The 15,134-nt window shown below is 62.2% G+C and carries 14 protein-coding genes; 7 read left to right on the top strand and 7 right to left on the bottom strand.

The window, feature by feature from the left end; all coding sequences use genetic code 11:
• Positions 1–53: 53 nt before the first annotated feature.
• The 5 genes from DMY87_RS08095 (at position 54) to ligA (ending at position 7,213) form a co-directional block, all read left to right on the top strand.
• Positions 54–857: an outer membrane protein assembly factor BamD gene (locus DMY87_RS08095; RefSeq protein WP_425353488.1), complete on the top strand. Its 804-nt coding sequence runs from the start codon at positions 54–56 to the stop codon at positions 855–857.
• A 33-nt stretch (positions 858–890) separates the two neighbouring features.
• Entirely contained in the window at positions 891–2,564 is a 1,674-nt protein-coding gene (gene recN, locus DMY87_RS08090; RefSeq protein ID WP_110790775.1) for a DNA repair protein RecN, read from the top strand.
• A gap of 61 nt (positions 2,565–2,625) precedes the next feature.
• Positions 2,626–4,074, top strand: coding sequence for a cardiolipin synthase (gene cls / locus DMY87_RS08085; protein WP_110790774.1), 1,449 nt, complete (start codon positions 2,626–2,628; stop codon positions 4,072–4,074).
• A 71-nt stretch (positions 4,075–4,145) separates the two neighbouring features.
• Complete coding sequence (locus tag DMY87_RS08080) at positions 4,146–4,967, top strand: endonuclease/exonuclease/phosphatase family protein (protein ID WP_110790773.1); 822 nt, start codon at positions 4,146–4,148, stop codon at positions 4,965–4,967.
• Positions 4,968–5,044: 77 nt separating this feature from the next.
• Positions 5,045–7,213, top strand: a complete 2,169-nt coding sequence (gene ligA / locus DMY87_RS08075; RefSeq protein ID WP_110790772.1) for an NAD-dependent DNA ligase LigA — start codon at positions 5,045–5,047, stop codon at positions 7,211–7,213.
• A 1-nt stretch (position 7,214) separates the two neighbouring features.
• Here ligA and DMY87_RS08070 read toward each other — a convergent pair whose 3' ends face one another.
• The 5 genes from DMY87_RS08070 to DMY87_RS08050 form a co-directional block, all read right to left on the bottom strand.
• Complete coding sequence (locus tag DMY87_RS08070; RefSeq protein WP_165826176.1) at positions 7,215–8,069, bottom strand: GGDEF domain-containing protein; 855 nt, start codon at positions 8,067–8,069, stop codon at positions 7,215–7,217.
• A gap of 235 nt (positions 8,070–8,304) precedes the next feature.
• Positions 8,305–8,715, bottom strand: a complete 411-nt coding sequence (locus DMY87_RS08065; protein ID WP_110790770.1) for a TIGR02588 family protein — start codon at positions 8,713–8,715, stop codon at positions 8,305–8,307.
• Between the two features lie 10 nt (positions 8,716–8,725).
• The gene (locus DMY87_RS08060) at positions 8,726–9,595 is read right to left on the bottom strand and encodes a TIGR02587 family membrane protein (RefSeq protein ID WP_110790769.1); all 870 of its coding nucleotides are present in this window, start codon (positions 9,593–9,595) and stop codon (positions 8,726–8,728) included.
• A gap of 163 nt (positions 9,596–9,758) precedes the next feature.
• Positions 9,759–11,852 carry a DEAD/DEAH box helicase gene (locus DMY87_RS08055; RefSeq protein ID WP_110790768.1) on the bottom strand — a complete coding sequence of 698 codons (2,094 nt, stop codon included), beginning with the start codon at positions 11,850–11,852 and terminating at the stop codon, positions 9,759–9,761.
• 169 nt (positions 11,853–12,021) lie between these two features.
• Entirely contained in the window at positions 12,022–12,561 is a 540-nt protein-coding gene (locus DMY87_RS08050; protein WP_110790767.1) for a GNAT family N-acetyltransferase, read from the bottom strand.
• Between the two features lie 256 nt (positions 12,562–12,817).
• Here DMY87_RS08050 and DMY87_RS08045 point away from each other — a divergent pair, with 256 nt between their 5' ends.
• Both DMY87_RS08045 and DMY87_RS08040 read left to right on the top strand, forming a co-directional pair.
• Positions 12,818–13,462, top strand: coding sequence for a 3'-5' exonuclease (locus DMY87_RS08045; protein WP_110791012.1), 645 nt, complete (start codon positions 12,818–12,820; stop codon positions 13,460–13,462).
• A gap of 46 nt (positions 13,463–13,508) precedes the next feature.
• The gene (locus DMY87_RS08040; protein WP_110790766.1) at positions 13,509–13,997 is read left to right on the top strand and encodes a CreA family protein; all 489 of its coding nucleotides are present in this window, start codon (positions 13,509–13,511) and stop codon (positions 13,995–13,997) included.
• An 80-nt stretch (positions 13,998–14,077) separates the two neighbouring features.
• Here DMY87_RS08040 and DMY87_RS08035 read toward each other — a convergent pair whose 3' ends face one another.
• Positions 14,078–14,440 carry a hypothetical protein gene (locus DMY87_RS08035; protein WP_110790765.1) on the bottom strand — a complete coding sequence of 121 codons (363 nt, stop codon included), beginning with the start codon at positions 14,438–14,440 and terminating at the stop codon, positions 14,078–14,080.
• Positions 14,441–14,669: 229 nt separating this feature from the next.
• The gene (locus tag DMY87_RS08030) at positions 14,670–15,134 is read right to left on the bottom strand and encodes a chemotaxis protein CheW (RefSeq protein ID WP_062278961.1); all 465 of its coding nucleotides are present in this window, start codon (positions 15,132–15,134) and stop codon (positions 14,670–14,672) included.

Genomic DNA, 15,134 nt, shown 5'->3' with positions numbered 1-15,134 from the left:
TAGGGTCGGTCGTTGTGAAGAAAGCCGTGCGTGTTGCAGGCCTCTGCGTCTTGATGTCGGTTGCAGGCGTTCTCGCCAGCTGCCAGTCGGACCCGGATATCGACATCACCAAGCTTGCGGCAGAAACCGATCCGCCGGAGGTGCTCTACAATCAGGGCCTCGCCAATATCAAGGCGGGCAACATGAGCGAAGCTGCGCGCAAGTTCGATGCGGTCGACGCCCAGCATCCGTTCTCGGAATGGTCGCGCAAGTCTCTGGTGATGAGCACCTTCACCAAGTATCGCCTCGGCCGCTATGCCGACGCGATTGCGACCGGTAACCGCTACATGAACCTCTATCCGAAGTCGGAAGATGCCGCTTACGCGCAGTATCTCGTCGGCCTGTCCTACTGGAAGCAGATTTCCAGCGTGACGCAGGATCAGAAGAATTCGGTCAAGACGATCGAGGCGATGCAGCGCGTTGTCGACGAGTTCCCGAACTCCGAATATGTCGACGATGCTCAGGCCAAGATCCGATTCGCCCGCGACCAGCTCGCCGGCAAGGAAATGCAGGTCGGCCGCTACTATCTGGAGCGCAAGGAATATCTCGCGTCGATCCAGCGCTTCCGCGTGGTCGTCGAGCGTTATCCGAATACCAACCAGATCGAAGAGGCGCTGGCACGTCTGGTCGAGGCCTACTATGCCATGGGCGTGGTGCAGGAAGCGCAGACGGCTGCTGCCGTACTGGGTCACAACTACCCCGACAGCCAGTGGTATGCCGATTCCTACCAGCTGCTGCAGAAGGGTGGCCTCGAGCCGCGTGAAAACGCCGGTTCCTGGATCGCACGCGCCGGCAAGCAGCTGCTGACCGGCTCCTGAGGCCCCTTCGTTCGCAAGTGAGATCCTGAGCCCATGCTGGTCCAGCTGTCGATCCGTGATATCGTCCTGATCGAACGGCTGGATCTTGCTTTCGAAACCGGCCTCTCCGTGCTGACCGGCGAAACGGGTGCCGGCAAATCCATTCTGCTCGACAGCTTGTCCCTGGCCCTTGGTGGCCGGGGTGATGGGTCGCTCGTCCGTCATGGCGAGGACAAGGGCCAGGTCACGGCGGTCTTCGACGTTTCAGGAAGTCACGCGGCTCGCGCACTGCTCAAGGGCAATGGTGTCGATGACGATGGCGACCTGATCTTCCGGCGCGTCCAGTCGGCCGATGGCCGCACACGCGCCTATATCAACGACCAGCCGGTCAGCGTGCAATTGATGCGGCAGGTCGGCCAGCTGCTGGTTGAAATCCACGGCCAGCACGACGACCGGGCACTGACCGATATCGACGCCCACCGCATGCTGCTCGACGCCTTTGCGGGTCTCACTGACGAGGTGGTGACGCTGGGTGAGAGTTATCGCCGGTGGCGCGATGCCGAGCGCAGCTTCAAGACCCACAAAGCCAAGGTGGAGGCTGCAGCGCGCGAGGCCGATTATCTGCGCGCTTCGGTCGAGGAACTGGAGGCGCTCTCGCCGCAGGACGGCGAAGAGGATGAACTCGCCGAACGTCGTTCGCGCATGCAGAAATCCGAGCGAATCACCGGCGACATTTCGGAAGCCTCCGACTTCTTGAACGGCAATGCCTCGCCAGTGCCCCATATCGCCTCGCTGATGCGCAGGCTGGAGCGCAAGAGCCATGAGGCACCCGGTCTGCTGGAAGAGACCGTGCAGCTCCTAGGCTCCGCCCTGGACACGCTGTCTTCGGCGCAGATGGAGGTGGAGGCCGCGCTGAGGCGGACCGAGTTCGATCCCCGCGAACTGGAGCGGGTCGAAGAACGGTTGTTTGCCCTTCGTGCTGCGGGCCGCAAATATGCCGTGGCTGTTGCCGACCTTCCGGCACTTGCCGAAAAGATGGTGACCGATCTGGCCGATCTCGACGCCGGCGAGGAGCGCCTCGGACAACTCGAAGCCGCCGTCCGCGAGACGCGGGCGCATTTCGATCATCTCGCTCTGCAGCTTTCCGACAAGCGCCGCCATGCGGCATCGGCGCTTGCCGATGCGGTGATGCAAGAACTGCCGGCGCTGAAGCTGGAGCGCGCGCGTTTCATGGTCGAAGTGTCCACGGATGCCGAGACTGCCTCTTCCGAGGGCATCGACACTGTCGAATTCCACGTGCAGACCAATCCGGGCACGCGACCGGGGCCAATCATGAAGGTGGCGTCTGGCGGTGAGCTGTCGCGTTTCCTTCTGGCGCTCAAGGTGGCGCTTGCCGATCGCGGCTCTGCACCGACCCTGGTTTTCGATGAGATCGACACGGGCGTGGGTGGTGCGGTGGCCGATGCCATCGGCCAGCGGCTGAAGCGGCTGTCGGATCGGGTGCAGGTGCTTTCTGTCACGCATGCACCGCAGGTGGCGGCGCGGGCCTCGACCCATTTCCTCATCTCCAAGGGGCCTGCTGGCGATCAGGGCGACAAGATCGCCACCCGGGTTGCCGTCATGGAGCCGGAACATCGGCGCGAGGAGATCGCGCGCATGCTGGCTGGCGCTTCGGTCACCGAGGAAGCCCGCGCCGCAGCTGCCAAGCTTCTCGCAGGCGAGGCGTGATCGAACCGATCGCACCGCGTTTCGTTGCATTGTTTCCTGGAAACTGTTTCGCTGGACCATCATGTTTGCCGTGATCGAGACCTACTGGGCCGAGACTCTCGCCGTGCTGTCCGTCGTGTTCGGCACGGCCGCAGCCATCCATGCGGCGATGACCAAGCGCGAGGTCCGGTCCGCTCTCGGCTGGGTCGGCGTGATCATTCTTTCACCGCTGGTCGGGGCACTGATCTATGCCGTGGTCGGCATCAACCGTATCCGGCGCAAGTCGCTCATCTCGAGACGTGCGCTGGCGCTCGACGAGATCTGGCGGAGCCTCTCGCAATTCGCCATCAGCCGGGAACAGGTGATCGCCGAGTTCGGGCCGCGATTCGGACAGATGAAGCTTCTCGGCGACCGCGTGACGCGGCATCCTTTGTCTTCCGGCAACAGCATCACGCTTCTGGCCACCGGTGAGGAGACGTTCGACGCCATGTGCGCGGCGATTGACGGTGCTGTCTGCAGCGTCATCCTCGAGACCTATATCTTCGACCGTGATGCGGTGGGTCTGCGCGTGGCGGATTGCCTGATTGCCGCCCATCGCCGCGGGGTGAGCGTGCGCGTGCTCGTCGATGCCGTCGGCGCCCGTTACAGTGTGCCGAGCATCATCGGCTATCTGGAAGATGGCGGCGTTCCGGTTGCGAGTTTCAACGGTCAGGTCATCATGGGCCTGCGCCTGCCTTATGCAAACCTGCGCACCCATCGCAAGATCCTCGTCGTGGACGGTGCCGTTGCCTTTGTCGGCGGCATGAACATTCGCGCGGGCTTTACCGGTCCGGAGGCGGCGCGGGACACGCATTTTCGAGTTACCGGGCCTGTCGTCGCCGATATCCTGGCGGTGGCGGCCGAGGACTGGCATTTCGAGACCAATGAAGTGCTTCTGTCACCGGACTGGAGCATTCGGCTGGAAGGCGCAACGCTGGGCGAGGGAACGGCCGTGCGCGCGGTCGTCTCCGGTCCCGATGCGCATCTTGAGACCAATCACCGGCTGCTGATGGGCGCCTTTTCCGTCGCCGAGCGGACAATCCGGATTGTCTCGCCGTATTTCCTGCCGGACAACACCTTTCTCGCTGCACTCAATACGGCCGCTCGACGCGGCGTGCAGGTGGAGATCGTCATCCCTGCGAAGAACAATCTCGCGATTGTCGCGCGTGCCATGATCGCGCAGTTTGATCAGGTTCTGCGGGAGGGCTGCCGGATCTACATGGCGGACGGGCCGTTCGACCATTCGAAGCTGTTGGTCGTCGACGAGCAGTGGTGCTTCATCGGCTCCTCCAATCTCGATTCGCGCTCGCTCAGGCTCAATTTCGAGATCGATCTCGAGGTCTATGATCCTGATCTCGCGGACCGGATCGGCCAGCGGATCAATCTCACTCTGCAGACGGCCACGGAATTGACGACTGATGTGCTGAAGGCACGTCCTTTCTGGCTGCGATTCACCGACCGTTTATTCTGGCTCGGATCGCCCTATCTCTGACAGGTGTCGCCGGCCGGCGGCATCTGACGTTTCAGCCTTTGCGTCTGTCGACGCACAACCGAAGGGGTCCCATGAAGACGAGCAGACCGAGCCTGGCGCGCACGATGATGACCTCCTTCCGCAACCGCCGTCAGCGACCGGACGGTGCGAGTGCGGTCGAGGGTGGCAATGGTGTGATGACGGTTGCCTCCTACAATGTGCACAAATGCGTGGGGACCGACGGACGCTTCGATCCCGGTCGGATCATCGATGTCATCAGGGAGATCGGCCCCGACGTCATTGCGCTGCAGGAGGCCGACCAGCGTTTTGGCGAGCGATCCGGCCTTCTGGATCTCAACCGGCTGCGGCTGGAGACGGGGCTTCTGCCGGTGCCTGTGATGGGCGGCACGAAATCGCATGGCTGGTGTGGCAATGTCCTGTTGTTTCGCGAGGGGATTGTCGAGGATGTGCATCAGGTGTCGCTGCCGGGTCTTGAGCCGCGCGGGGCGCTGGTGGCGGAGATCGAATTGCAGGGACGGGAAGGGCGCTCCAGTCTGCGCGTCATTGCCGCCCATCTCGGCCTGATGCGATGGGCAAGGCGACAGCAGGCCGATGTGATCCTCGACATGCTGCAGTCTCGCCAGGAGCGGCCGACGCTTCTGATGGGCGACTTCAACGAATGGCGGCTGGGGCCGGGTTCTGCCCTGACCAAGCTTGAGCCGGTCTTCGGGCCGCTGCCACCGCCGATCCCAAGCTTTCCGGCCCGGCTGCCGGTTCTGTCGCTGGATCGGATCATGGCGAACAGGACAGGGTTGATCACCGACGTCACTGTGCATGACACGCCGCTTGCGCGGGTGGCATCGGATCATCTGCCTCTGACGGCGCGGGTGGATCCGAACAGGCTGGGGGATTGACGGCCGGCGCGCGTCACGCCGCTTTTCATTCCGCAAAATTCGATTAAGACCGACGAAACACGCATTCGGAGGACGGCATGAGCACGGATTTGGGCATTGGCGCAATCGCAGTCGAAGACCTGACGGAAGACCAGGCCAAGGCCGAGCTGCAACGGCTTTCCGCCGAGATCGCCCATCACGACGCGCTGTATCACGGCAAGGACCAGCCGGAGATCACCGATGCCGACTACGACGCCCTGAAGCGGCGCAACGACGCGATCGAGGCACAGTTCCCGCAATTGGTGCGCACCGACAGTCCGTCGCAGCGTGTGGGGGCTGCCCCCGCCGGCATCTTCGCCCAGGTCGTGCATGCCCGGCCAATGCTGTCGCTCGACAATGCCTTTTCCGACGAGGACGTGCAGGATTTCGTCGGCTCGGTCTACCGCTTCCTCGGTCAGATGCCTGACGGTTCCATCGCCTTTACCGCCGAACCGAAGATCGACGGCCTCTCGATGTCGCTGCGCTACGAGAACCGCAAGCTGGTGACGGCCGCGACCCGCGGCGACGGCACGACGGGTGAAAACGTCACCGCCAACATCCTGACGATCAAGGAAATCCCTGTCGAACTGCCGGCTGACGCGCCCGACGTGGTCGAGGTGCGCGGTGAAGTCTATATGGCGAAGTCCGACTTCCTGGCGCTCAACGCGCAGATGGAGGCGGAGGGCAAGCAGACCTATGTGAACCCGCGCAACACGGCGTCGGGGTCACTGCGCCAGCTCGACCCGAAGGTCACGGCCAACCGGAAGCTGCGCTTCTTCGCCTATGCCTGGGGCGAGATGAGCGTCATGCCGGCCGAGACCCAGTCGGGCATGACCGACGTTTTTCGCCGTTGGGGTTTCCCGGTCAATCCGCTGACGCGGCGTCTGGGTTCGGTCGAGGAGATCCTTACACATTACCATGACATCGGCCTGCAGCGCGCCGATCTCGACTACGACATCGATGGTGTCGTCTACAAGGTGGATCGGCTCGACCTGCAGGCCCGGCTCGGTTTCCGTTCGCGCTCGCCGCGCTGGGCGACCGCACACAAGTTTCCAGCCGAACAGGCCTTTACGACCGTCGAAGCCATCGACATCCAGGTCGGACGCACGGGGGCGTTGACGCCGGTCGCACGCCTGACACCGGTGACCGTCGGTGGGGTGGTCGTGACCAACGCGACGCTGCACAATGCCGACTATATCGAAGGCATCGGCAATGCCGGCCAGCGGATCCGCGAGGACGGCCATGACATCCGCATCGGCGACACGGTGATCGTGCAGCGCGCCGGCGACGTCATTCCGCAGGTGCTGGATGTGGTGATGGAGAAGCGGCCCGAGGGGGCGGCGAAGTATGTGTTTCCGACACAGTGCCCGGTCTGTGGCAGTCATGCCGTCAGGGAGAAGAACGAGAAAACCGGCAAGCTCGATTCCGTCACGCGTTGTACTGGCGGCTTCGTCTGCCGGGCGCAGGCGGTCGAACACATCAAACATTTCGTCTCGCGCAATGCCTTCGATATCGAGGGGCTCGGGACGAAGCAGGTCGACTTCTTCTTCGAGAGTGACGATCCTGCCCTGATGATCCGAACAGCGCCTGACATTTTCACGCTTAAGGAGCGCCAGGAGCGATCTCTGACCAAGCTGGAGAATATTGAAGGCTTCGGTCGGGTCAGCGTGCGCAAGCTGTTCGACGCCATCGACGCGCGGCGTGAGATTGCGCTCAACCGCTTCATTTTCGCGCTTGGTATCCGCCATGTCGGCGAGACGACGGCCAAGCTTTTGGCGCGCTCCTATGGCTCGTACCCGGCCTTTGCCGAGGCGATGCAACTCGCAGCGCCGAAGTTCGGCGATGCCTGGAACGAGTTGAATGCGATCGAGGGGATCGGTGAAGTGGTGGCCGCCTCGATCGTCGAATTCTTCAAGGAGCCGCGCAATCTGGAGGTTGTGCAGCGCCTGTTGGTTGAAGTGCGCCCGCAAGATGCCGAAGCGCCTGTTGCCAGCGACAGCCCCGTTGCGGGAAAGACCGTTGTGTTCACCGGTTCGCTTGAGCGCTTCACGCGTGACGAAGCCAAGGCCCGTGCAGAGGCGCTTGGGGCCAAGGTTGCCGGATCTGTTTCCAAGAAGACGGATTATCTCGTGGCCGGTCCCGGAGCGGGTTCCAAACTGGACAAGGCACGCGAAGTCGGAGTTACCGTCATGACGGAAGACGAATGGCTGGCGCTGATCGGCGGCTAGGTCAAGCCGCAGTAAAGGCGGCGTCGCCCCGGTCGGCGAGGGTGCCGTAGATCGGCTGTTCCTGCTGGGGGCTGCGCCCGAGATCCCGCTCGTGATGGAGGCGGTTTCGGCCGGAGGTCTTGGCGAGGTAAAGGGCGCGGTCGGCGGCGGCGTAGACCGCCGAGAAGTCGCGGGTGGGGGTAAAGTCGGCAATGCCGCCGGAAACCGTCACGGAGATCGTCTGCTGCATGCTGTCGATCAGCCGACCCGCCACCATGCGGCGCAGCTTCTCGGCAATCTGCATCATTTCGCCATGGTCGAGACCGCAGAAGAGCACGGCAAATTCCTCGCCGCCGACGCGGGCTGCCAGATGCGGTGCCTTGATGGTTTCCCGCAATGTCTGCGCCACCGCGATGATGACATCGTCGCCCGCCAGATGGCCGTATCGATCGTTGATCTGCTTGAAACGATCAATATCGAGGATGAGCAGGTGACCATGTTCGACGCGCGAAATATCCTCGATGAAGGCGCGGCGATTGAGGAGGCCCGACAGCATATCCGTGCGGCTCATCTGCTGGAATTCCCGCCGCGTCCGGGCAAGGTGAATGACGGCATAACCCATATACATCGAGGAAAGCATGGTCAGGCTGTAGGCGACGATGACCGTGATTGCGCAACCAATGGTAATGTCATGCAACAATGGATTGCGCAGGACATTGAGAGACCACAAGCAGACCAGCATGGCCGCCACCATGATGCAGGCAATGATCGATACGCGAATGGAGAGCCGATTGCCAAACCGAATTACGGGTGCCCAATGGTCGAATTCCGTCAAACCGATGTCGCGGATCACCCAGGTTTCAATATGTTGCTTCAACATCGGTTTCCGACCAGGTTTCTGAAATAATTCATGCCAGAAAAAGACTGTCGGCCATGGTGGCTGCAGTCCTTCGTCTAGCGTTATAGGCAAGCGGATGTGTAATTCTACCGTAAAGTCGCGTCGGGTCGATTGAGTGCCCTTTCCGCGTGTGTTGAATTTATCCTTCTAAAAATTAAGCTTTGGTGAAAACGTAACCTAAGATTGCGTTATTGCCAAATCCGGCCGGTTGCATTTATGGCTCTGTGAAACCGACAGCGCGTATGCTGAGCGTGAGCGTCGAAGGATCATTTTCGAAGATGACGGCGCCGCGCGAGAGCGATCCCGCAGCCACATAATCGAACGTCACCTCCGCCTCTTCCACGAGCCGGGCTTTGTCGAGGAGTTGCGCACGAACCTCGACGCCGGCTGCGGCAAGCGTCGCCGTGTTTCTCAGTTCGAAGACGACCTGCCAGCCTGAGGTGACCTTTTCGGTCGAAACGACATGGGCGACGAGTTCCGGCTGGCGATCCTCGGCGGTCCAGATATCGACGACGAGCCAGCCGATGACGGCACAGATCGCGGCGAGCGAGACGAGACCTGTCACCCACTCGACCCAGTGTGGACGGGATTTTTCGGCATTGCTGCTCAAACGTGACGGTGTCATTTCGAGCTCCTTAAAGAATGAGGCGGGCAGCGGCCGCCCCGATGGCGGCGGGGAAGGCCAGCACGATGACGACCAGCAGGGCTTCAACACTCGCCATGCCGTCCAGCCTCTCAAACGTCCAAAGCGCGTAGAGGCTCACGGTGAGCGCCACCATGTAGCCCGGCAAAGTGAAGCGGATGAAGGCGTGCCAGCGCGGCTGGTCTTTCTCCAGAGTGTGGCCGCCGCGAAATGCGAGCGCATAGACGAAGCCATGCATCAGGAGGATGGAGACGAGCGCGAGCGCGAGGGCATGCCAGGGCGTCATCTTGTAGGCGAGTACGATCATCTCTTCCGTCGGAGCGAGGTTCAGCGACAGGAAGAGGGCGCCGACCGCCATCATGAACAGCTCCATCGCATATCCGGTGCCTGACTTCTCGTCCTGGTCGTCTTCGCCCTCGTCGTCTTCATCGTCGTCGTCGGACATGCTGAGCTGGCTGCGGCCGAGCATGGCACCGATGCTGGCGGGGACGGCCTGGATCGCCACCATGCCGATCCACTGGTCGACGGGCATGTCGATCGAGATGACGCCGAGCAGGACCAGGAAGGCGGCACTGGCAATGATGCCCATGCCATAGGCGACGATGGCGTCACGCGCCGACTGCGCCCAGGTGGCCGTGTGTTCGAAGCCGATCCGGTGCGACAGCACGAGCAGGAGGGGGATGTTGAGGACCAGCAGGAGGAGAAGACGTTCCCGCGACATGTAGAAGCCGAGGAACCACATTTCCATGGTCATCAGCATGGGAATGGAAAAGAGAAGGGCGCCGGCAAATCCGCGGGCAATGCCTCTCACGAACGCGTCGACGTCCGTGCTCGTCGTCTGCCGAATTGCTGTCGATGCCATTGTTCCACCTTCCCATGCCCGCCGACAATGCGGGAGGGAAATGTGTTGTTCCATGGCTGCAGGGCCAAACTTTGGTTCTGGCACCGTTTGGTGGATTAAACCGGGTCAGGCGGCGGGGAAGGCAGGGGCGGGCAGGCCCCTCACGGGGCCTGCAAGGATCCGATCAGCCTTTCGGCTTGAAGGTCTTCTTTTTCGGTCCGCCAGCGGCGCCCCGGTCGTCGAACTTGCCCTTCGGCTTACCGGCATAGGCAGGCTTGTCACCCTTGGGCTTGCCGCCCCAGTCGGGCTTGGCCGACTTGTCCCAGGCATTGGACGCGTTCTTCGGCTTCTTGAATGCGGGTTTGGCCGGTGCATCGCCCCAGACTTCGGCGTCGGTTGCCGCCATGGCATCGCGCGGTGCGCGGGCCGGGGCCTCATCCTTGCGGGCATAGGGCTTCTTGTCGCCATAGGCAGGCTTGTCGCCGTAGGGCTTCTTGTCGCCAAAGGGTTTCTTCTCCCCGTAAGGCTTCTTATCACCATAGGCCTTCTTCTCGCCGTAAGGCTTCTTGTCGGCGTAAGGTTGGCGTTCGCCCTCTTCGCGCGGCGGGCGGGCGGCGCGTTCCTTCGGGGCGGCGTTGAAGTTCGGCATGCCGGGCAGGCGCTGCACGGTGATGCCGCGCTCCAGGGCCGAATTCGGGCCAAGCGCTGCAACGAAGGTGTCTAGGCCGCTTTCGGAGATCTCAATGAAGGTCTCCTCGGGCTGCATCTTGATCGCGCCGATTTCGTTCTTGGTGATGTTGCCGTTGCGGCAGAGCATCGGGATGAGCCAGCGCGGCTCGGCATTCTGGCGACGGCCGACGGAGACCGAGAACCAGACGCTGGGGCCGAATTCGCTGCGCGGCTTGGTCGCTGCACTCGACGGGTTGGCGTAATCCGGTTCGCGCTGCTTGCGCACGGCTTCGGGATTGACCGGGATCAGGTCTTCCGGTGCCGAGCGATTGCCGCGCTGCAGGCGCAGGAACGCGGCGGCGACCTGTTCTGCGCCGTGGGTTTCAAGCAGGGTCGCGACCATGGCACTTTCGTCCTCGCCGATCGGCTGGGTCAGCGACGGATCGGCCATCAGTCGCTCGTCGTCACGGGCCATGACTTCGTCGGCCGACGGCGGCAGCGCCCAGGCGGCCTGGACATTGGCGCCGCCCAGCAGGCGCTCGGCCTTGCGGCGGGCGCTGTTGGGCACGATGAGCGCGGAGACGCCCTTGTTGCCAGCGCGGCCGGTACGGCCCGAGCGGTGCAAGAGGGTTTCGGAATTGGTCGGCAGATCGGCGTGGATCACGAGTTCGAGGCCGGGCAGGTCGATGCCGCGGGCGGCGACGTCGGTTGCAATGCAGACGCGGGCACGGCCGTCGCGCATGGCCTGCAGCGCGTGTGTGCGTTCGTTCTGCGACAGTTCACCGGAGAGCGCGACGACGGAGAAGCCGCGATTGTGCAGACGTGAGGTCAGGTGGTTGACGGCCGCACGGGTCGAGCAGAAGACGATGGCGTTGCGGGCCTCATAGAAGCGCAGCACGTTGATGATGGCGTTCTCGCGGTCGGGATTGGCAACCATCAGAGCGCGGTATTCGATGTCGACGTGCTGCTTCTTTTCCGAGACGGTCTCGATGCGGCGGGCGTCGCGCTGGTAGCTCTTGGCGAGATCGGCGATGGAGCGCGGCACGGTGGCCGAGAACATCATCGTGCGGCGATCATCCGGCGATTCTTCGAGAATGAATTCGAGGTCTTCGCGGAAGCCGAGATCGAGCATCTCGTCTGCTTCGTCGAGGACGACCACCTTCAGTTCGGACAAATCCAGCGCGCGGCGGGTGATGTGGTCGCGCAGACGGCCCGGCGTGCCGACGATGATATGGGCACCGCGTTCCAACGCACGGCGTTCGTTGCGGATATCCATGCCGCCGACGCAGGAGCCGATGATGGCGCCGGTCTCGGCATAAAGCCATTCCAGCTCGCGCTGTACCTGCATGGCCAGTTCGCGGGTCGGCGCAATTGCAAGCGCGAGCGGTTTTCCGGCGCGGCCGAAGCGAGATTCGCCTTCGAGAAGCGTCGGAGCCATGGCGAGACCAAAGGCCACCGTCTTGCCCGAGCCGGTCTGGGCGGACACCAGCGCGTCGCGGCCCAGAAGTTCGGGGTCGATCATGGCTTCCTGAACGGGGGTGAGCGTCTCATAGCCACGCTTGCGCAAGGCCTCGGCAATCGCCGGGACGATGGCGTCAAAATTGGTCATCGGTTTGTCTTTCGAAAGTGATGGATGGTGCGGGCACAGGCTCCGCGCCCGCCGAGTGCGGGTATGTTGGCGCCGTTCCTATCTGGAACCTCCGCAAAAGTACAGGGGGCCGGGGCGAAAAGGCCGGATATGGTGAAAGGCCCGCCGGATGGGGCGGCTTCCTCCGGCTTCACATCCTGAGGCGCGCCATGGCAAAGGCATCGACATAGGCACCGTCGCGAAAGGCGAAGGCCCGGTGGACGCCTTCCGTCTCGAAGCCGAAGGACTGGTAAAGTGCGATGGCTGCCTGGTTGTCGCAAAAGACCGTCAGTTCCAGGCGGTGCAAACCGATCCACTGATCGGCAATCGCGATGACCTCTCCGAGCAGAGCCCGGCCGATGCCGCGGCGGTGGTACCTGTCATGGATGCCCATGCCGACCATGGCCGTATGGGATCGGCGTCCGTTTGCGCGGATGAGGCCGATATCCCCGACAATCAGATCATCCATGACGGCGACAAGGTTCATGCTGCCGTTGCTCGGCTGCTCGAGGTAGCGGCGGACTTCATCCGCCGATTGGTAGGGCAGGCGCAGGGTGCCGCTTCGGTAACCCGGCAGGTTGTGGAAATCGGCAATCTGTTGGGCGTCGATTGGCGTGGCGGAGCGGATGACCAGGCCTTCGGGCCAGGAGGCTGCCGACGAGACGGGAGGAGGGGTGGCGGGTGCGTGCATTGGCTCTCACTTTCAGTCAATGGAGAGAGCCGGTTCCTGCAACCCGGCTGTCTCGCAGGGTTGCCGGGGGATGACTTGCGGTCGATCAGACCGTCGAGACACGCCCAGCGCCCTGGTGAAGGGCGACGGTCATCATGGTCACGAGGTGGATCGAGATCGCGAAAGTCATGGGTTCAAGCTGCAGACAGAGCTTTCCATTGTCAAGCGTCGGGGTCAGGCGGTTGCCCGAATCCGCCCGGCGGTTTATGCCGGTTGCATGTCCAGCCCTGCATCGTTCCACGAGCGCGCGATCGCCATCGATTTCGAAACCGCCACCGAGGCTCGGGCGAGTGCCTGTTCTGTCGGCCTTGCCTTCATCGAGAATGGCGTTGTGGTGAGGGTCGAGGAGCGTTTGATTCGTCCACCCGGCAACCGGTTCTCGCCCTTCAATACCGCTATCCACGGCATCAGGCCTGAGCATGTTGCCTTCGCACCGGAGTTCCCCGAGGTCATGGCGGAGTTTTTCGGCGACTTCGAGGGGGCTGTCATGGTGGCCCACAACGCGGCCTTCGATTTCTCGGTCATCCGCGCCAGTCTCGACTTCTACGGAATGCCCTATCCGGAGTTCTCCTATCTCTGCAGCGTCAAGCTCGCGCAGCGGCACTGGCCGGATCTCGGATCGCATCGCCTGAATGTGCTCGCCGCACATCTCGGCCTCTCCTTCCAGCATCACAATGCGGCTGAAGACGCGCGGATCTGCGCACAGGCCTGCCTCGCCATGGCGGGTCAGGCGGGTGCGAGCGGCTTGATGGATCTGGCGACCCGGCTTGCCCTCAATCCCGGCCGGCTGCATCGCAGCGGTTACGACGCGTGTTCGTTTGCACGCAAGCCAAAGAAGACGGCCGCCGCCTTGCAAGGCTGAACCGCCGTCTTATCTAGAAGCCTATCGATCACAAAGGAGTGAGGCCATGTCTCCGCGTCGACTGTTTTTCATCGCTGCTCTCACAGCCGGCATCGCGGGTCCCGCTTTGGCCGAGGTCGTCGGCAAGGTCGGCGTCGACTGGGTCGGCAACGACATCGTCGTGGAAGCGGTGACAGATCCGGACGTGAAAGGTGTGACCTGCCACGTCACCTATTTCGACCGGTCGATCATCGACCGTCTGAGCAACGGAAACTGGTTCGAGGATCCCTCCAACAATTCCATCGCCTGCCGACAGACGGGGCCGATCGAGGTCGGCCAGATCGATCTGTCGGAAGAAGGCGAAGAGGTGTTCCGCGAAGGGCGTTCCATCATCTGGAAGTCGCTCGTCGTGAACCGCATCTATGACAAGAAGAACGACACGCTGATCTATCTGGCACATTCGCGTCAGGTGGTGGAAGGATCGGCGAAGATGTCGATCTCGACGGTGCCTCTGTTCAACCAGAATGTCACCTGGACGAACGGAAAACCGCAATAAGCCGTTGCCGCGACGCTGACTTGGAAAGCAAAAAAGCCCCGCAGCGTTTCAGCTTGCGGGGCTTTTGCGCGTCTCGTTGATTAACGGACGTAGACGATCTTGCCGCCATTGGCTGCCGTTTCAACGGAGATGACGTTGGTGGCTTCGATGCTCTGAGCCTTCAGGGCTTCACCAACAGCCGGGTCGGCGCTGACGTCAGACTGGGCCTTCGACATGGCGGCCTGGTCGTTCACCATCTTTTCAAGACGGGTGTGTTCCTGGCGGCCCTGGTCGTTGTCCAGGCTGTCGAGACGGATGATGCTGACGCCGTCAGTCATGGCAGCCGTCGAATTCGTGGTGGTGGTCGCATCGACCATCGGGTCAGCTGTCTGAGCCAGTGCAACGCCCGAGAAGGACGCGATAGACATGGCACCGGCGAGCGCGATCTTTACTGCAGAATTCATAGTATTTCTCCTTGGTTTCCTTACAGAAACTTCCGCTTCGTCGGAAGCAATGGAGAAACGCGCGATGCTGCCACCGGTTCCATTACAAAAGATACTGTTTTTAAAAAAACATGTGTGGCGTTCAGTCGGCAAACGCCAAAAGCGCGATTGGAAGCGTGCCCAACCGCGGTGCAGACATTGAGACATGAACCCCGAAATCCGGGGTCCATGTTCTGGGAAGAGAAGCGGCTCAGGCGGCCTGAGCGAGTTCGTCGGCGATGACGGTGTCGAGATTGAGGAAGCAGACCATCGACTTTTCGAGCGCCACGATGCCGCGGCAGAAGGCACGCTGGGCTTCCGGAATGATTTCCGGTGCCGGCTGCAGATCCTCCGAGCGGATCGTCATCATGTCGGAGACCTGTTCGACCAGAAGGCCCACCAGCTTGCCGGCAATGTCGGTGACGATGATGGCGGCGCGTTCCGACGGCTCGGTCATCTTCATGCCGAGACGGCAGGCCATGTCGATGACGGGAATGACGGCGCCGCGCAGGTTGATCAGGCCGAGCACGTAGGGCGGTGTATGCGGCATCGGGGTGACCGGTGCCCAGCCGCGGATTTCCCGGATCGCCATGATGTCGATGCAGAATTCCTGATCGCCGAGATGGAAGGACACGATTTCGAGATACGCACCCGACTGTTTGATAGCATTGCTCAT

This window comes from Peteryoungia wuzhouensis, assembly GCF_003205195.1.
GTDB lineage: Bacteria > Pseudomonadota > Alphaproteobacteria > Rhizobiales > Rhizobiaceae > Allorhizobium > Allorhizobium wuzhouense.
Note: the sequence above shows the minus strand (reverse complement) of the source record. Positions and strands in the feature narration are given on the sequence as shown.